Annotated in this window: 17 protein-coding genes; 2 read left to right on the top strand and 15 right to left on the bottom strand. The window is 69.1% G+C overall.

The window, feature by feature from the left end; translation table 11 throughout:
* Positions 1 to 40: 40 nt before the first annotated feature.
* The 15 genes from smc to MHN84_RS07910 all read right to left on the bottom strand — a co-directional run bounded on the left by smc (position 41) and on the right by MHN84_RS07910 (position 16,261).
* The gene (smc, locus tag MHN84_RS07980; protein ID WP_241204089.1) at positions 41 to 3,628 is read right to left on the bottom strand and encodes a chromosome segregation protein SMC; all 3,588 of its coding nucleotides are present in this window, start codon (positions 3,626 to 3,628) and stop codon (positions 41 to 43) included.
* Between the two features lie 26 nt (positions 3,629 to 3,654).
* The gene (locus tag MHN84_RS07975; RefSeq protein ID WP_241204088.1) at positions 3,655 to 3,939 is read right to left on the bottom strand and encodes an acylphosphatase; all 285 of its coding nucleotides are present in this window, start codon (positions 3,937 to 3,939) and stop codon (positions 3,655 to 3,657) included.
* Positions 3,923 to 4,339, bottom strand: coding sequence for an OsmC family protein (locus MHN84_RS07970; RefSeq protein WP_241204087.1), 417 nt, complete (start codon positions 4,337 to 4,339; stop codon positions 3,923 to 3,925). Before MHN84_RS07970 ends, MHN84_RS07975 begins: the two co-directional genes overlap by 17 nt.
* 122 nt (positions 4,340 to 4,461) lie before the next feature.
* Positions 4,462 to 5,313 carry a bifunctional DNA-formamidopyrimidine glycosylase/DNA-(apurinic or apyrimidinic site) lyase gene (gene mutM / locus MHN84_RS07965; protein WP_241204086.1) on the bottom strand — a complete coding sequence of 284 codons (852 nt, stop codon included), beginning with the start codon at positions 5,311 to 5,313 and terminating at the stop codon, positions 4,462 to 4,464.
* Positions 5,306 to 6,025: a ribonuclease III gene (rnc, locus tag MHN84_RS07960; protein WP_241204085.1), complete on the bottom strand. Its 720-nt coding sequence runs from the start codon at positions 6,023 to 6,025 to the stop codon at positions 5,306 to 5,308. Before rnc ends, mutM begins: the two co-directional genes overlap by 8 nt.
* The gene (locus MHN84_RS07955; RefSeq protein WP_241204084.1) at positions 6,022 to 6,612 is read right to left on the bottom strand and encodes a DUF177 domain-containing protein; all 591 of its coding nucleotides are present in this window, start codon (positions 6,610 to 6,612) and stop codon (positions 6,022 to 6,024) included. The genes rnc and MHN84_RS07955 overlap by 4 nt, the downstream gene beginning before the upstream one ends.
* A 67-nt stretch (positions 6,613 to 6,679) precedes the next feature.
* The gene (gene sepIVA / locus MHN84_RS07950; protein ID WP_241204083.1) at positions 6,680 to 7,417 is read right to left on the bottom strand and encodes a cell division protein SepIVA; all 738 of its coding nucleotides are present in this window, start codon (positions 7,415 to 7,417) and stop codon (positions 6,680 to 6,682) included.
* 91 nt (positions 7,418 to 7,508) lie between these two features.
* Positions 7,509 to 8,075, bottom strand: a complete 567-nt coding sequence (locus tag MHN84_RS07945; RefSeq protein ID WP_241204082.1) for a hemerythrin domain-containing protein — start codon at positions 8,073 to 8,075, stop codon at positions 7,509 to 7,511.
* 75 nt (positions 8,076 to 8,150) lie between these two features.
* Entirely contained in the window at positions 8,151 to 8,627 is a 477-nt protein-coding gene (gene coaD, locus MHN84_RS07940) for a pantetheine-phosphate adenylyltransferase (RefSeq protein ID WP_241204081.1), read from the bottom strand.
* A gap of 60 nt (positions 8,628 to 8,687) precedes the next feature.
* On the bottom strand, positions 8,688 to 9,677 hold the full coding sequence (locus tag MHN84_RS07935; RefSeq protein WP_241204080.1) for an amidohydrolase family protein: 990 nt from the start codon (positions 9,675 to 9,677) through the stop codon (positions 8,688 to 8,690).
* Between the two features lie 20 nt (positions 9,678 to 9,697).
* Entirely contained in the window at positions 9,698 to 10,267 is a 570-nt protein-coding gene (gene rsmD, locus MHN84_RS07930) for a 16S rRNA (guanine(966)-N(2))-methyltransferase RsmD (RefSeq protein ID WP_241204215.1), read from the bottom strand.
* Complete coding sequence (locus MHN84_RS07925) at positions 10,264 to 13,692, bottom strand: pyruvate carboxylase (protein WP_241204214.1); 3,429 nt, start codon at positions 13,690 to 13,692, stop codon at positions 10,264 to 10,266. Before MHN84_RS07925 ends, rsmD begins: the two co-directional genes overlap by 4 nt.
* Positions 13,693 to 13,730: 38 nt before the next feature.
* A complete protein-coding gene (locus MHN84_RS07920) occupies positions 13,731 to 14,366 on the bottom strand; it encodes a vitamin K epoxide reductase family protein (protein WP_241204079.1) in 636 nt (211 codons plus the stop codon).
* A complete protein-coding gene (locus MHN84_RS07915) occupies positions 14,363 to 15,130 on the bottom strand; it encodes a thioredoxin domain-containing protein (protein ID WP_241204078.1) in 768 nt (255 codons plus the stop codon). The genes MHN84_RS07920 and MHN84_RS07915 overlap by 4 nt, the downstream gene beginning before the upstream one ends.
* 33 nt (positions 15,131 to 15,163) lie before the next feature.
* Positions 15,164 to 16,261, bottom strand: coding sequence for an alpha/beta hydrolase (locus MHN84_RS07910; protein WP_241204077.1), 1,098 nt, complete (start codon positions 16,259 to 16,261; stop codon positions 15,164 to 15,166).
* A gap of 135 nt (positions 16,262 to 16,396) precedes the next feature.
* On the opposite strand from MHN84_RS07910, the gene MHN84_RS07905 reads away from it, so the two are divergent.
* Both MHN84_RS07905 and MHN84_RS07900 read left to right on the top strand, forming a co-directional pair.
* Entirely contained in the window at positions 16,397 to 17,236 is an 840-nt protein-coding gene (locus MHN84_RS07905; protein ID WP_241204076.1) for an aldo/keto reductase, read from the top strand.
* Positions 17,237 to 17,254: 18 nt separating this feature from the next.
* Positions 17,255 to 17,773 (top strand): hypothetical protein, encoded by a 519-nt coding sequence (locus MHN84_RS07900; protein WP_241204075.1) that lies wholly within the window; start codon positions 17,255 to 17,257, stop codon positions 17,771 to 17,773.
* Positions 17,774 to 17,823 lie beyond the last annotated feature (50 nt).

Raw genomic sequence — 17,823 nt, 5'->3', positions numbered from 1 at the left:
GTACGAGAAGAACGCGCCAGAACGTCGATCTCGGCGCGGGTCAGGCCGGGCTGGTGACCAGCTCCTGCCCCCGCATCCGCTGCGAGATGACGGTCGTGATGCCGTCGCCGCGCATCGTCACGCCGTAGAGGGCGTCGGCGACCTCCATCGTCGGCTTCTGGTGGGTGATGACGATCAGCTGGGAACGTTCACGCAGCTGCTCGAACAGACTGATCAACCGCCGCAGGTTGACGTCGTCGAGCGCGGCCTCCACCTCGTCCATCACATAGAACGGTGACGGGCGGGCCCGGAAGATCGCGACGAGCATCGCCACGGCCGTCAACGACTTCTCCCCACCCGACAGCAGCGAGAGCCGCTTGATCTTCTTGCCCGGCGGCCGCGCTTCGACCTCGATGCCGGTGGTCAGCATGTCGCTGGGATCGGTCAGCAGCAGCCGGCCTTCACCCCCGGGGAACAACGTCGAGAACACTTGAGAGAACTCGCGTTCCACATCGGTGTACGCCTCGGTGAAGACCTGCAGGATGCGGGCGTCGACCTCGGCGACCACGTCGAGCAGATCCTTGCGGGCGGCCTTGACGTCCTCGAGTTGCGTGGACAGGAAGTTGTAGCGTTCCTCCAGCGCGGCGAACTCCTCGAGCGCCAGCGGGTTGACCCGGCCCAGTTCGGCCAGCTCCCGCTCGGCCCTCTTGGCGCGCCGCTGCTGGGTCGGCCGGTCATACGGCATCGGCGCCGGCGCGGTCACCTGCTCACCGCGTTCACGGGCCTGCTCGTATTCGGCCATCTCCAGCTCGGAAGGGGGCAGCGCGACGTCGGGTCCGTACTCGGCGACCAGATCGGCCGCCGCCATCCCGAACTGCTCGAGGACCTGCGCCTCGAGCTGCTCGATGCGCAGGGCCGCCTGCGCCTTGGCGACCTCGTCGCGGTGCAGCGCGTCGGTGAGTGCAGAGATCCTCGCGGTGAGTTCGGAGACCTCGTCGCGGGCCGTGCCGAGCGCCGCCGCGCGGACCTGACGTTCGGCGGTGATCTCGTCGCGCACCCGCGACGCCACCCCTACCGCACTGCTCAGCCGCTGCGCGACCAGTCTTCCGGACTCCGCAACGACGGCCGCCACAGCGGCGGTCCGCACCCGCGCCTCCCGTGCATGCTGGGCACGCACCCGGGCCTCGCGTTCCGCCGACGCCGCTCGACGTAACGAATCCGCCCGTCCGCGAACAGCATTCGCGCGTTCCTCGGCGGTGCGCACTGCCAGGCGCGCTTCCACCTCGGCAGCCCGCGCGGCCTCGGCCGCAGCCGTCCATTCCTGGCGGTCGACGGGCTCGGCGTTGAACATCGGCTCCTGCTGGGCGTGATGCAGCCGGGTCTCGAGCTCGCTGAGCTCGGCGATGGTGCGGTTGCGTCCGGCCTCCAGCTCGTCGCGCTGGGTGATCAGCCGCTGCCATTCGTCGTCGGCAGTGCGGGCCTCCTGGCCCAGGCGGCCGAGCTGCTCGTAGATCGCCGAGATGGCCGCGTCCGACTCGTTGAGCGCAGCCAGCGCCTGCTCGGCGGCATCCTGCCGGCTCGCCTGCTCGGCGAGCGCGCCGGAGAGGGCGGCGGACAGTTCGGCGGTCTGACGTTCGGCATCGGCGAGTTCGGCACGCGACTTGTCCACTTCGGACTGGATTTCCAGCGTGCTCGGTTTGCGGTCCGAGCCGCCACTGACCCAGCCCGCGCCGACGAGGTCACCATCGGTGGTCACGGCACGCAGATCGGGTTGTGCCGCAACCATTTCCAATGCGGCACGCAGGTCGTCGACCACCGCGACCCCGGCGAGCATCGCCATCACCGCGCCTCGCAGCCGGGGCGCAGGCTCCACCACCTCGGCCGCCCACACCGCGCCGGCGGGCAGTGCGCCGCCGGCCTCCGACGACGTGTGCGGCCAGTCGCCGAGTACCAGTGCCGCCCGGCCGCCGTCGGAGTCCTTGAGGGCGCGCAAAGCACCTTCGGCGCTGCCGATCCCGTCGACGGCCAGCGCGTCGGCGGCCGCGCCCAGCACGGCAGCGATCGCTGCTTCATGGCCGGGCGCCACCTTGACCATCGCCGCCAGCGAGCCCAAAAGCCCGCCGCCGCTGTGGTTCTGCTGCAGCCAGGCAGCTCCGTCCTTGCGGTCGAGGCCGACGGAGAGCGCGTCGATGCGTGCCTGCAGCGAGGCGACCTGGCGCTCGCCGGCCCGTTCGGCGGCCTGCAGTTCAGCAACGCGTTCGTCAGCCAGGCGCAGGGCGGTCACGGTGCGGTCGTGGTGTTCGTCGAGGCCGACCTCACCGGCGTCGAGTTCGCTGACGCGAGCCTGCACCGTCTCGAACTCGGCCTGCGCCTGCTGGGCCCGAGCGGCCGCCTCGTCGATGCCTGCGCTCAGCCGTGCCACCGTCTCGTCGATGGACTCGACGCGGGTGCGCATGGTGTCGACCTGACCCGAGAGGCGCGCCAGGCCCTCCCGGCGATCGGCCTCGGCCCGCGCCGCGGCCATGTGGGCGCGTTCGGCCTCCGCCGCGGCATGCTCGCGTTCGGCGAGCTCGGCCCGCGCACCGTCGAGTCGTTCCCGCGATTCCTCGAGCCGCTCCAGCAGGGCGCGCTCCTGCTCGGCGATCTCATCGGCCTGCGCCTCGAGTTCGTCGGGGTCGGGTCCGCTGGACCGCTCCGGCTCGGCATCGAGGTACTGCGCGCGTTCGCTGGCGATGCGTACCGTGGCAGCCACCCGCTCGGCCAGCGCCGACAGCCGGAACCACCGCTGCTGCGCGGCGTCGGCCCGCTCGCTGAGTTCGGCCACCGCGCTCTCGTGAGCCTCCAATTCCAGCGTGCGCGTCTCCAGCCGCGCACTGAGTTCGTCGTGCTCGCGACGCAGCGTGGTCTCGGCGTGGTTGGTGTCGTCGAATTCGGACTTGCGGGTGACCAGATCGTCGGCGGCCAGCCGCAGCCGGGCGTCGCGCAGATCGGCCTGGATGGTTTGTGCACGCCGCGCCATCTCCGCCTGCCGGCCCAGAGGTTTGAGTTGACGCCGCAACTCGGTGGTGAGATCGGTGAGCCGGGCCAGGTTGGCGGCCATCGAATCGAGCTTGCGGACAGCTTTTTCCCGGCGCTTGCGGTGCTTGAGCACCCCGGCGGCTTCCTCGATGAACGCGCGCCGGTCCTCGGGGCGCGATTCGAGGATCTCCGAGAGCTTGCCCTGACCGACGATCACATGCATCTCGCGCCCGATGCCAGAGTCGCTCAGCAACTCCTGCACATCGGTCAAACGGCAACGGCTGCCGTTGATTTCGTATTCGCCGGCGCCGTCACGGAACATCCGCCGGGTGATCGACACCTCGGAGTACTCGATCGGCAACGCATTGTCGGAGTTGTCGATGGTCAGCGTCACCTCGGCACGCCCGAGCGGAGCGCGCGACGACGTGCCGGCGAAGATGACGTCTTCCATCTTGCCGCCGCGCAGCGTCTTGGCGCCCTGCTCACCCATCACCCAGGTCAGCGCGTCGACGACGTTGGACTTGCCGGAGCCGTTGGGGCCCACCACACAGGTGATGCCCGGCTCGAAGCGAAGAGTCGTCGGCGAAGCGAAGGACTTGAAGCCCTTCAGCGTCAGACTCTTCAGATGCATGACGCGTTACCCTACCGTCGCGGACCTCAGCGCTCGGTGAAGCCGGAGAGCGCGTCGGACGCTGCGGACCAGTCCGCGACGACGGTGTCCACGCGCCCCGGTGTGTCACCGTGTTCGAGCAGGTCGAGCAGCTTTTCGCAGGCCTCTCTCGGACCCTGCGCGACCACCTGGACGCGTCCGTCCGCCTTGTTCGCGGCGAAGCCGGTCAGCCCGAGTTCCAACGCGCGAGAGCGCGTCCACCAGCGGAAACCCACCCCCTGGACGTGTCCGTGCACCCAGGCGGTGAGGCGGACCTCACTCTCCCCCAACATCTTTGACCTCAAATGTCACTTCAGTACCTGACTTCAACGTGCGCCCCACTGTGCACACCGAATCGATGGCCCGCTCGACGACGGTGAGCAGCCGGACCTTATCGTCGGCCGAGAGGCTCGAGAGGTCGATCTCCAGCGACTCCGCCAGGTGCGGGTAGCGCTCCTGGTCGCGGTCGGCCGCGCCGGAGACCCGGATCGTGGTGCGGTAGTCGTCGCCCAGGCGGCGGCGCAGCGGCTGATCGCTGGACAACCCGCTACAGGCCGCCAGCGCGATCTTCATCAGTTCCCCCGGCGTGAAGACGCCCTCGACGTCTTCGGAGCCGATGAGTACTTCCGCGCCGCGCGTGCTGCGTCCCGTATAGCGCCGCACGCCGGTGCGCTCCACCCACAGTTCCGTCATTCCCCCATCTTTGCCCAAACCGACGTTCGGGCGGGAATATCCCCGTTCAGAGCGCCCATGCGTTGGTTTGGGCGGGGTTCAGCGGGCGCGCGGGCTGGGTTCAGCGGGCGCGCGGGCTGGGTTCAGCGGGCGCGCGGGCGGGGTTGGCAGCGGGGGCAGTAGCACGACGAGCGGTTCATGAACTTCTCCCGCCGCATGATCGCCCCGCACCGGCGGCACGGCTGGCCGTCGCGGCCGTAGGCATCCAGCGAGCGGTCGAAGTACCCCGACTCCCCGTTGACGTTGACATAGAGCGAATCGAACGAGGTGCCGCCCTGACCCAGCGCGTCGGTCATCACCGCGGTGGCCGCGTCGAGCACCTCGGCGAGCTTGGCCTTCGACAGTCCCGACGCCAACCGCGCTCCGTTGACCTTCGCCCGCCACAGCGCCTCGTCGGCGTAGATGTTGCCGATGCCGGAGACCACCGTCTGATCGAGCAGCTGCCGCTTGATCTCAGAATGCTTGCGGCGCAACACCGCAACCACACCATCGCGATCGAAGTCAGGATCGAGCGGATCCCGGGCGATGTGCGCCACGGGCACCGGGATCTCGGTCCCGTCGACAGTCACCATGTCGGCGAGCATCCAGCCGCCGAAGGTGCGCTGGTCGACGAAGCTCAGCGTGGTCCCGTCATCCAGGAGCACGGCGATGCGCAGATGGTTCTCGTTCGGCACGGCGCCGAGCAGCATCTGGCCACTCATGCCCAGGTGCACCACCACCGCAGATCCGTCGGAGAGCGTGAGCCACAGGTACTTCCCCCGTCGGCCGGTGCCCGTGATCGTCATGTCGAGCAGACGTGCGGTCAGGTCGGCCGGGCCCGCCTCGTGGCGGCGTACCGCGCGCGGATGATGCACGCGTACGGCGGAGACGGTCCTCCCGGTGACGTGCGCGGCCAATCCGCGGCGGACCACCTCGACTTCGGGGAGTTCAGGCATTCCGCTCTTCGCTGCGCACGCTTTCGGAGGTCAGCGCGTTCCACGCGGCCGCAGCGGCTTTGAGCTCGGCTTCTTTCTTGGTCTTGCCCACACCGTTGCCGTACTCCCGCTCGGCGACGATGACGGTGGCGGTGAACTCTTTGTCGTGATCGGGCCCGGTGGAGCTGACGACGTAGGACGGCGCGCCGAGGCCTCGTGCCGCCGTGAGCTCCTGCAGACTGCTCTTCCAGTCCAGGCCGGCACCCAACGTCGGTGCGGTGTCGAGCAACTCGCTGAACAGTCGCAGGATCACCTCACGGGCGATCACCGCGCCGTGCTCGAGATAGATTGCCCCCAATAGGGATTCGACACCATCGGCGAGGATGCTGGATTTGTCGGCGCCGCCGGAATTCTCCTCGCCCTTACCCAGCAGCAGGTAGCTGCCCAATCCCTTGTCCGAGAGCCGGCGTCCGACGTCGGCGAGCGCCTGGGTGTTGACGATGCTCGCCCGCAGCTTGGCCAGATCGCCTTCGGATCGTTCGGGGTGCCGGTGGTAGAGCTCCTCGGTGATGGTGAGCCCGAGCACCGAGTCGCCGAGGAACTCCAGTCGCTCGTTGGTCGGCAGCCCACCGTTCTCGTAGGAGTAGCTGCGGTGAGTCAGCGCAATGGTGAGCAGCTCCGGTGGCAGCCGTACGCCGAGGGCCTCGAGCAGCGGTTCGCGGTCGACCGTCACTGATCGTCTCCGGCCGGCTCGCGGAACTGAGCGAGTTTGGCCCACCGCGGATCGATCTGGTCGTGGTGGTGCCCGGGCTCGGCGTCGGCCATCCTGACCCCGCACTCCGGGCACAGGCCGGCACAGTCGGGCGTGCACACCGGGGAGAACGGCAGCGCGAGACCCACCGCGTCGATGATCGGCTGCTCTAGGTCGACGGTGTCGCTGCCGCCGTCGCGGCCGACCCGGGGAATCTCGTCCTCGTCGGTGGTGGCCTCGGTGGTGCTGTCGGGATAGGCGTACAGCTCGGTCAGGTCGATCGCGACATCGCCGGTGACCGGTGTGAGACAGCGGGCGCACTCACCGCGGGTGGGTCCGGCGACGGTGCCGGTGACCAGCACCCCCTCGGACACCGACTCCAACCTCAGGTCCATGTGCAGAGGCGCACCCTGCGGGACCGCGATGAGGTCCAGCCCGATCCGGAAGGGGCTCGGCACCGTCTCGTCGACGGTGATCATCGAGCCGGGCCGCCGGCCGAGGCGGGAGATGTCGATGATCAACGGCGACCGTGCCCCCCGGCGCGCCGCTTTGTCGTCGCCCGTCACCATGAGTGCATCGTAGACGCGCCGGCATCGGTCCAATACGCGCGTATGCCCGGAGCCGGCGGGGCGTCCGCTAGCGAGACACGTAGTCGTGCGTCCCGGCGGCGGTGCGCAGCTGGTGCCGGCCGCGGCCGACCGAACGGATGGTGCCGTTGAGGAAGTCCTCGAATTCGGCCAGCTTGCTGTCGACGTAGATGTCGCATTCGCCGCGCAGCCGGTCTGCCTCCGCATGCGCCGAATCGATCATCCGGGTGGCCTCGGCCGTCGCCGTCGCGACGATCTCGGTCTGGCTGACCAGGCGCTGCTGCTCCTTGATGCCTTCCTGCACGGCCTTCTCGTAGGCGAGGTTGCCGCTCTCGATCAGGCGGTCCGCCTCCGACTTGGCCCGTCCGGTGCTCGCCTCGTACTCGCGCTTGGCGGTGGCCGCGATCCGGGCGGCCTCCTCGCGGGCTTCACCGACCATGCGCTCGCTGTGCTGTCGCGCTTCGGCGACCATGCGGTCGGCCTGAGCCTTGGCATCGGCCAGCAGGCGGTCGGCCTCGGCGCGGGCATGGTTGACCATCGAGTCGGCCTCGGCGTTTGCCGTGGACACGGTCGATTCGGCATGGTCCTTGGCTTCGCGCAGCATCGCGTCACGCGCGTCGAGTACGTCCTGGGCGTCGTCGAGCTCGCCGGGGATCGCATCTTTGATGTCATCGATCAGTTCGAGAACGTCCCCGCGGGGCACGACGCAGCCGGCGGTCATCGGCACGCCGCGGGCCTCTTCGACGATGGCACCCAATTCGTCGAGCGCTTCAAAAACTCGGTACACGGCGACACCCTCCAGGCGTAGTTGTTAGTGACCAGTGTGCCTGGTGTTACGCCTGTGACTAAGCACTGCGGGCCGGTGTGTCGTCACCGGTTCACCGCAACGCGGCGCCGATCACGTCGCGCGCGCGGTCGAGCATGGACGCGAACGGGCCGATGACAAAGTTCCGCTTGGCCGATTCCACCCCCGGGTGCGGCCGCGTCGGTGCGATCGCCTCGGCAGCACGAACCGCGGCGACGAGGCTCTTGAGCTCGTTCTCGTCGAGATCCCGCTTGAGCTTGGTGAACTCCTCGGCCTCCTCGCGCTCGGCGTGCTCGAGCACCGCCTCGCGGAACGCGGTCAGTTCGGTGATGAACTCCTCGGACGCGATGTCCATCGACTCGAGCTCGGAGAGCTTCTCCTTGGCCTCGTGCTCCTCGTGCAGCCGGGCGTCGACGATCTCGTCGCCGGCCGCGCCGTCGGCACGTGCGCGCGGGTGCACGACCATCTCCTCGGCCGTCTCGTGCACGGCGAGCAGCTGGCGCAGTTCCACGAACGCCGTCTCACGGGCCTTCGGCTCCGAAGCGTGCAGCACCTCCTCGAACAAATCCTTGATCAGGTTGTGCTGGTCGCGCAGAAAAGCAACGACGTCGTCGGTCGATTGCACGAATGTCTCAACCACGGCAGATACCTCCGTCAGCGGGATGTGGCGCGCGGGCTGGCGCGCCTGCGCTGTCCCTACCCACCGACCGCGGCGCTAATCGCGCAACTTGGCCTGCAGTCGGGTGTTGACGGCCGCGGGCAGCAGATCGGCCACATCGCCGCCCAGGGTGGCGACCTCCTTGGCCAGCGACGACGACACGAACGAATACCGCGGTGCGGTGGCGACGAAGAACGTGTCGACGTCCGCGACGTGCTTGTTCATCTGCGCCATCTGCAGCTCGTATTCGAAGTCGGCGCCGGTGCGCAGCCCTTTGACGATCGCGGTCAAGCCGCGGTCCCTCGCGAAGTCGACCACCAGACCGCTACCCGATTCCGCCCGCAGATTCGGCAGATGCGCTGTCGATTCGGCGATCATCTCGATGCGTTCGTCGACGGTGAACATGCCCTTCTTCGCCGGGTTCACCAGCACCGCGACGACGACCTCGTCGAACTGGGCGGCGGCACGCTCGAAGATGTCGACGTGGCCCAGCGTCACCGGATCGAAGGATCCTGGGCAGACAGCTCCGCTCATGGACGACGACGCTAGCAGGGGGCGGACACACCGGGCCGCCGACGGCGCTCGCGGCCGACGCTACCGCCGAATGCCCGACCGCAGCCTCACCCAGTTGCCCGATGCGATCTTGTCCCGGCCCTCGCCGTCGAGGCCCGACTCCTCGAGGAACTTCCGCGCCGCCGCACCGGCGGTGGGCACGAACGGGTAATCGGCGGCGAACAGGATGCGGTCGACACCGACCACATCGAGGGACCACTGCAGGTATCGCTGGCTGAAAACGCCTCCGGGAGTGAGGAACACGTGATCGGCAAAGTACTCCGACACCGGTCGCTCGAGGCCCGCCACACGTGCCATCGGATCGATCCGGTCCAGGTAGAAAGCTACGACCTCGCCCCAGTGTCCGAGAATCACCTGCAGTCCGGGGAACCGGTCGAACACGCCGGCAAGGATCAGGCGCAGGAGTTGGACGCCGGCGTCGTAGTGCCAGCCGACCCCGTGGGTGGCGAAGGCGGCGTCGACGGAGTCGCCGAAACCCGAATAGTAGGCGTCCCGAACGGCTGCGGGCGGAGTCTGCGGATGCAGGTACAGCGGCGCGCGCAGCGCCTCAGCAGCCTCGAAGAGCGGCCAGAACCGCTGATGGTCCATCGGCTCGTCACGCACGCGGCTGAAGATCAGGGCACCGTGGAAACCCAGTGTGCGCACGGCACGGTCGAGTTCGGCTGCGGCGGCGTCGGCGTTCTGCGGGGCGAGCGTCGCGAATCCGTGCAACCGCTCGGGATGGCGCGACACCGCCTCGGCGAGCAGATCATTGGTGGGGCCCTGCAGAGCAACCGCCTCGGCGGTGTCGAGACTGAACAGACCAGGCGTGGTCAGCGACAACACCTGGACGTCCACGCCGCCGTCGTCCATCACGGCGAGCCGTTCGGAGTCGAGGGAGAGCAGCCGCCGGGCAACGGGGTCATCGTCGGCGTAGCGGGTCTGCGGGTCGCGCCACCGGTCGTCCTGCGCACGCCAGGCGCGCATCACGTCCGGGGTGACGTAGTGCTCCTCCAGGGCGACGATCGTCATGACGCTCTCCTCACGCTGAATCATGCTTGCACCGAACCGATTTCGAGACGGGTATCGCCATAGCGACGGGGGCGCTCGGCCGACCACCCGCTGGGCCAGGCGATCTCGGCGACGCCGGTAGGGCGTTCGACGACGACCACCGTGCCCGGCACCGCCCAGCCGTGGGCGAGCAGATCGGCCAGAAGCGCGTCCACCGCGGCGGTCGACACCTCATACGGCGGGTCGGCCAGCACCAGGTCGACGGGCCGGGGCGCCGGGCTCGTGACCACGCTCGCGACCGGCGCGCGCCGCACGTGCGCTCCCTGCGCGCCCAGGGCGGCGATGTTCTGCTCGATGACCGCGGCCGCTCGCGCGTCGGATTCCACGAACACCGCCGAGCGCGCCCCTCGCGAGAGCGCCTCGAGCCCCAGGGCGCCAGACCCCGCGTACAGGTCCAGAACGTCCAGGCCGTCGAAATCCACCCTCGCGGCGAGCATGTTGAACATCGACTCCCGCACCCGGTCGGTGGTCGGCCGCGTTCCGCGGCCGGACTTCTGCTGCGGCACCGTGATTCGGCGCCCGCCGTACGCCCCCGCGATGATCCGCGTCAGCTGGATTCCTCGGAGGAGTCGGCGCGACCCGGTGATCCGACCACCACCAGCAGATCCCCGCCCTCGACCTGCGCGGTGGCCGCGACCGCCACGCGAGTGACCGCACCGGCTTTGGGTGCGGTGATCGCGGCTTCCATCTTCATGGCCTCGATCGTCGCGATGGTCTGGCCGGCTTCGACGGTGTCCCCTTCGGCGACTCCGACGGTCACCACTCCGGCGAACGGCGCGGCGACATGGTCGGGATTGGTCCGGTCGGCCTTCTCGGCGGCCGGCACATCGCTGGCCACGCTGCGGTCTCGGACCACGACGGGGCGAAGCTGGCCGTTGATGATGCACATGACGGTGCGCATGCCCCGCTCGTCTGCCTCGGACACGGCTTCCAGGCCGATCAGCAGCTCAACACCGCGCTCCAGGGTCACGCGATGTTCGTCGCCGTGGCGCAGCCCGTAGAAGAACTGGTTGGCCGACAGGCTGGAGGTGTCACCGAACTGCTCGCGGTGCGCCTCGAATTCCTTGGTGGGGCCGGGGAACAACAGCCGGTTCAACGTCGCCTGCCGCTGCGGGCCTGCGTCGCTGAGCGCCTTCTCGTCCTCGGCGCTCAGCTCGGCCGCCGGCTTGGCTTCTGCCCGCCCGGCCAACGCCTTGGTGCGCAACGGCTCCGGCCAGCCGCCGGGCGGGTCGCCGAGTTCCCCGCGCAAGAAGCCGATGACGGAGTCGGGGATGTCGAAACGGTCGGGCTCGGCGGCGAATTCATCGGCGGTCACACCCGCGCCCACGAGCGCCAGGGCCAGGTCACCGACCACCTTCGACGACGGCGTCACCTTCACCAGCCGACCCAGGATCCGGTCGGCACCGGCGTATGCCGCCTCGATCTCTTCGAAGCGGTCTCCGAGACCCAGCGCGGTGGCCTGCTGCCGCAGGTTCGACAGCTGGCCGCCGGGGATCTCATGGGTGTACACCCGCCCCGTCGGGGTCGTGGGACCGGCTTTGGCGACGTCGAAGGGCGCGTACACCTTTCGCAGCGCCTCCCAGTAGGGCTCGAGCTCACAGACCGCCGCGAGTGACAACCCGCTGTCGTATTCGGTGTGCGCGGTCGCCGCCACGATGGAGCTCAGGGCCGGCTGGCTGGTGGTTCCCGCCAGCGGCGCCGAGGCACCGTCGACCGCGCTGGCGCCGGCCTGCCAGGCGGCCAGGTAGGTGGCCAGCTGTCCACCGGGGGTGTCGTGGGTGTGCACGTGCACCGGCAGATCGAAGCGACTGCGCAGGGCACGGACCAACATCGCGGCCGCCTGCGGTCGCAGCAGTCCGGCCATGTCCTTGATCGCGAGCACGTGTGCGCCTGCGTCGACGATCTGCTCCGCCAGCTTCAGGTAGTAGTCGAGGGTGTAGAGGTTCTCCCCCGGATCCGACAGGTCGCCGGTGTAGCTCATCGCGACTTCTGCGACGGCGGTGCCGGTTTCGCGTACGGCGTCGATGGCGGGCCGCATCGATTCCACGTTGTTGAGGGCGTCGAAGATCCGGTAGATGTCGATGCCCGTCGCAGTCGCCTCCTGCACGAACGCATGCGTCACCGACTCCGGGTAGGGCGTGTAGCCCACCGTGTTGCGGCCGCGAAGTAGCATCTGTAGGCAGATGTTGGGCACCGCCTCGCGCAACGCCGCCAGGCGCTCCCACGGGTCCTCTTTGAGGAACCGCAGCGCCACATCGTAGGTCGCGCCACCCCAGCATTCGATCGAGAGCAGCTGCGGAGTGAGCCGGGCGATGTAGGGCGCCACCATCAGCAGGCCCGACGTCCGGATACGGGTGGCCAGCAACGATTGGTGCGCATCCCGGAACGTGGTGTCGGTGACGCCCACCGACTTGGATTCGCGCATCCACCGCGCGAACCCCTCGGGTCCGACTTCGGTCAGCAGGTGCTTGCTGCCCCGTGGCGGCATCGTGTCGAGGTCGATCGCCGGCAGCTTGTCGTGCGGATAGACCGACGACGTGCGCGGCCCGTGCGGCTGGTTGACCGTGACGTCGGCCAGATAGTTGAGGATCTTGGTGCCGCGGTCGGCGGGAGACCGGGCGGTCAGCAGGTAGGGCCGTTCGTCGATGAACGACGTCGTGATGTGGCCGGCCCGGAAGTCGGGATCGTCGACGACGGCCTGCAGGAACGGAATGTTGGTCGACACCCCGCGCACCCGGAACTCGGCGAGCGCGCGATGCGCGCGGGCCACCGCGGTATCGAAATCCCTTCCGCGACAAGTCAGTTTGACGAGCATGGAGTCGAAGTGGGCACCGATCTCCGCGCCGAGTACGGCACCGCCATCCAGGCGGATACCGGCGCCACCCGGCGATCGGTAGGCCGTGATCCGGCCCGTGTCGGGCCGGAATCCGTTGGCGGGATCCTCGGTGGTGATGCGGCACTGCAGCGCGAATCCGCGGGGCGCGGTGAGCACGTCCTGGCCCAGCCCGAGATCGGCGAGCGTCTTGCCCGAGGCGATGCGCAGCTGGCTGGCCACCAGGTCGACGTCGGTGATCTCCTCGGTCACCGTGTGCTCCACCTGGATTCGCGGGTTGCACTCGATGAACACGTGGTGACCCCGCTCGTCGAGCAGGAACTCGACGGTGCCCGCGCACGAGTAGCCGATGCCACGGGCGAACGCGACGGCGTCGTCGCAGATCCGCTGGCGCAGCTCGGCCGGCATGTTCGGCGCCGGCGCCAGTTCGATCACCTTCTGGTGTCGACGCTGCACGCTGCAGTCGCGCTCGAACAGGTGCATGACGTTGCCGTCGTTGTCGGCGAGGATCTGCACCTCGATGTGGCGCGGGTTGAGCACCGCCTGCTCCAGGTACACCGTCGGATCGCCGAAGGCCGACTCGGCTTCCCGACTGGCGGCGTCGACGGCCTCGGCCAGCGCGTCGAAATCGGTGACCCGCCGCATGCCGCGGCCGCCGCCGCCCGACACGGCCTTGACGAACAGCGGGAACTCCATGTCGCGCGCTGCGGCGACGAGTTCGTCGACCGAGGACGACGGCGCCGACGACGACAGCACGGGGAGTCCGGCAGCCCGGGCGGCCTCGATGGCGCGTGCTTTGTTGCCCGTCAGCTCGAGGACATCGGCACTGGGCCCCACGAAGGTGACGCCGGCGGCCGCGCACGCCGCGGCCAATTCCGGGTTCTCCGAGAGGAATCCGTACCCGGGATAGACCGCATCGGCGCCGGCTTCGAGTGCGACCCGCATGATCTCGTCGACCGACAGATACGCCCGCACCGGGTGACCGGTCTCCCCGATCTGGTACGACTCGTCGGCCTTGAGCCGATGCAGGGAATTGCGGTCCTCGTAGGGGTACACCGCCACGGTGGCGATGCCCATCTCGTAGGCGGCGCGGAACGCCCGAATGGCGATTTCACCGCGATTGGCGACGAGAACTTTTGTTATCTGGCCGGGCACGGTTCACCTTAACCCGCACGCACAGGTCAGATGAGTGTCGACCAGTAGTTCCAGAACCGCTCGAGGATCAGCAGCACGACCGCGGTGAACCAGAGCGCGACCAGAGACCAGCGCCAGGTGTACACGGAGCGCACGAGCGCGTTCGAGCTGCGCTGCGGCTGCAGCGCGATCGAGGTGGCGACGATCAGGAGCGGGATCGTCACGCTCCACACCACCATGCAGTACGGGCACAGAGCCCCGATGCGGTACAGGCTCTGGAAGATCAGCCAGTGCACGAACACGGTGCCCAGCGCAGAGCCGACGGCCAACCCGGCCCAGTACCAGCGGGGCAGCGCGACCCGGGCGACGGCAAGCACTCCGGTGACCACCACGACGGAGAAGCCGACGATGCCGAGCAGAGGGTTGGGGAAGCCGAACACCGAGGCCTGCGGGGTGATCATCACCGACCCGCACGACAGCACCGGGTTGATGCTGCAGGACGGGACGTAGTCCGGGTTGATCAAGATCTCGATCTTCTCGATCGTCAGAGTCAGCGCGGACGCGAGCCCGATGACGCCGGCGATCAGGACCCACCACGCGCTGCGGCGCGACACCGCGACACCGCCCGGCCCGCCGGCCGACGGATCAGCCTGCTCGACCGGCCCTGCCGCGGTGACGGTCATGACGCGGGAACCGGTGACGTCGCAGGCGGGGCGGCTTCCAGGCCGGGCACGTCTCCGACGATGCTGCGGATCTTGTCGACGAACGCCTCGGGGGTGCTGGGCGAGTAGTCCTCACCGTTGATGCGGATGGTGGGCGTCGCCTTGATGCCCGCGGCGGCGGCCTGTCCCTTCACCATGTCGACGAAGCGACCCTTCGTGATGCACTCGGGCACGGTCCCGGCGGCGCCGGCCTGGCGGGCCACCTCGACGAGCCGGGCGTTGTCGGGGAACTGGGTCCCGGTCTCGCTGGGCTGCTGTGCGTAGAGCGCGGCGTGGAATCGGCGGAATGCGTCGTTGGAGTCCTCGGCCACGCAGTAGGCCGCTCCGCCGGAGCGTGACGAGTAGTTCTGGTTCTGCGGCCGGTCGAGGATGCTGACCATGTAGTAGTCGCCGGCGATGACTCCGCTGTCGATGAGCTTGTTGATCGTCGGCCCGATTTGCTGTTCGAAGTTCCGGCAGGCCGGGCACAGGAAGTCCTCATACATCGAGACCACTGCCTTGGGCTCGTCGGTGCCGTCCTTCTTGATCACGCTCGCCGAGGCGACCCGGATGGACTGCGTCTCGCCCGCCGTGGGTTGCTCGTCGGCGGACATCACGATGTAGAGCACCAACGCGACCGCGAACACGACCACGATCGAAGTGAGACCGACCTGGACGAGCAGGTTCCGCTTGCGGTCGGCTGCCTTCAGGTCGTATCGCGCGTTCTTCTTGGGTTTGGTGGCCACGGGACACAGAGTACCGGGGCGGGGTGGTGCGCCTCAGCCGACGCGGCTCAGGTGTGCCCGCATCGCCGAGATCACGTCGGCGGTGGCCGTGGCGCTGGCGCCGCCGAGGGTGAAGAAGTTCGCGAACCCGTGCACGACGGCGCCGTACTCCCGGTAGTCGACCGGTGTCCCGCCCGATCGGAGCGCCTCGGCGTAGTGCCGACCCTCGTCGCGCAGCGGGTCGAAACCGGCCGTTGCGATCAGGGCGGGGGCCAGGCCGGAGTGGTCGGCGGCGAGCAGCGGGGACACATCGGGGTGGTCACCCCCGACGGACGCCCCGTCGAGGAACCGGGCGGTGAACCAGTCCATGTCGCGCTGGGTGAGGAAGAACCCGTTGGCGAACAGGGTCCGCGACCGGGTCTGTGCGCCGTGGTCGGTGACGGGATACAGGAGCACCTGCAGCGTGGGCTGCGGCGCGCCGTCGGCGCGGGCGCGCAGCGTGACGACCGCCGACAGGTTGCCGCCCGCGCTGTCGCCGCCCACGGCCACCCGCTGCGGGTCGGCGCCGAGCGCTGCGGCGTTGTCCCTGGCCCAGAGGTACGCCGCGTAGGCATCGTCGGCTCCGGCCGGCGCCGTGTGCTCCGGCGCGAGCCGATAGTCCACCGACAGCACGTGAACCGCCCCGGATCGGCAGATCTCGCGGCAGAGGTCGTCGTGGGTGTCCAAGCTGCCGATGGCGTGGCCCCCGCCGTGGTAGAAGACCAGCAGGGGGGCGCCGGGTTCGGCGGCGCGGTAGTGCCGCGCCCGGATCGGTCCGACCGCCCCGCCGATCGTCAGGTCGCTCACCTGGGTCACCGGGATACGACGCCGGAAGCTCGCGGACAGCAGTTCGAGCTGGGTCCGCGCCGCGGTGACGTCTTCCCCGACGACCAGTCCGTCCAGGCCGAGCGCCTTCTGCCCGGCCAGCATGAGCTGCAGGGTGGTGTCGAGGGTGTTTCCGTCGATGGTGATGGAGCGGCCGCCGAGCATGGCCCGCTTCACGGGTTCGGGGATGTGCGGCAGTCCGCGCAGCGTCAGGCCCGCGATCGTGTTGGCGACGGTCTCACGACGACGGACGTGGGGCCGCCTCGTCGTGGTCAGCGTGTCGGTCATGCGGTGGGCCTTTCGCCGGCGGAACCTGATTGCGCGCAGGCCGACCGGCATGGCGCTGATTAGGTGGGGTAATACTGCGGCAATATAGTCAGTCACGCCCATTGCACGCCCACCCACTTCAGCAGAGAAGGTGACATGACTTCGGCGGCCGCAGTACCCACCGTCACGCTCAACGACGACAACACGATGCCGGTCATCGGTCTCGGCGTGGGAGAGCTGACGGATTCTGAGACCGAACGCTCGGTCCGGGCGGCGCTCGATGCCGGCTACCGGCTCATCGACACCGCCGCCGCGTACGGCAACGAGGCAGCGGTGGGCCGTGCCATCGCGGCATCGGGCGTGCCGCGCGACGAGGTGTTCGTCACGACGAAGCTGTCCCCCGAGGAGTTCGGTTTCCAGTCGTCGCAGGACGCGCTCAAGGCCAGCCTGCAGCGGCTCGGACTCGATTACGTCGATCTCTACCTGATCCACTGGCCGGCCGGCGAGCAGGGCAAGTACGTCGACAGCTGGGGCGGCATCATGAAGTCCAAGGAGGTCGGCGACACCCGCTCGATCGGTGTCTGCAACTTCAACGACCACCACCTCGACGACATCATCAGCCTGTCCTTCTTCACCCCGGCGGTGAACCAGATCGAGCTGCACCCCCTGCTCAACCAGGCCGAACTACGGGCGGTCAATGCCGGACACGGGATCGCCACCGAGGCCTACGGCCCGCTCGGCGTCGGCCGGCTGCTGGAGCATCCCGCCGTCGCGGATATCGCCGAAGCCCACGGCCGAACCCCGGCGCAGGTGCTGATCCGGTGGAGCATCCAGCTGGGCAACATCGTGATCCCTCGCTCGTCGTCGCCCGAGCGCATAGAGGCCAACATCGACGTGTTCGGCTTCGAGCTCACCGACGAGCAGATGGCCTCGCTGAACGGTCTCGACGACGGCACCCGGTTCCGCCCGGATCCCGAGTCGTACACGGGCGGCTAGCCCGATAGGGTGCCAGGCGTGACCAGGCCCTCGGTGCGTGCGCGACAGCTGCGCGGCGCCTTGGTCGGGTCGTGTTCGGCGGTGATGACGGCCGGCGCCCATGCCGCGGCCGGCGGTGGTGTCCCGCGGGGGCCCGCATTCGTCGTCGTCCTGCTGATCTGCCTCACGGCCGGCGCCCTGGCCACCTGCGTGCGCGCGGACCGCGGGGCGTACGCCGTGACCGCCGCCGCCCTGTGCGGCGCACAACTGTCGGGTCACGTCGCGCTCACGATGGCCGCCCACCACCACGGCACAGTCGGCTGGTCGATGGCCGCAGCACACCTCGGTGCTGCGCTGCTGCTGGCGGCCGCGATCACATCGGTCGAATTCCTCTACGCCGTCTGCGTTTCCGTCCTGTGCTGGGTGCGGTTGTTCGCATTGCGCGCACCACGACCGCCCGCACCGCGCATCCGGTATCGCGCAGCCATCGCGCGTCCCCGCCCCGTGCCCATCGGCGGGACGGGTATGCGGGCCCCGCCGGCCCCGTCGGCCTGCTAGCGGCCCCTCGCCGCGTCTTCACCTCCTCGTCGACACGCAGCGTGCGCTGC

The sequence above is a fragment of the Mycobacterium sp. PSTR-4-N genome (assembly GCF_022348085.1).
Taxonomy (GTDB): domain Bacteria; phylum Actinomycetota; class Actinomycetes; order Mycobacteriales; family Mycobacteriaceae; genus Mycobacterium.
Note: the sequence above shows the minus strand (reverse complement) of the source record. Positions and strands in the feature narration are given on the sequence as shown.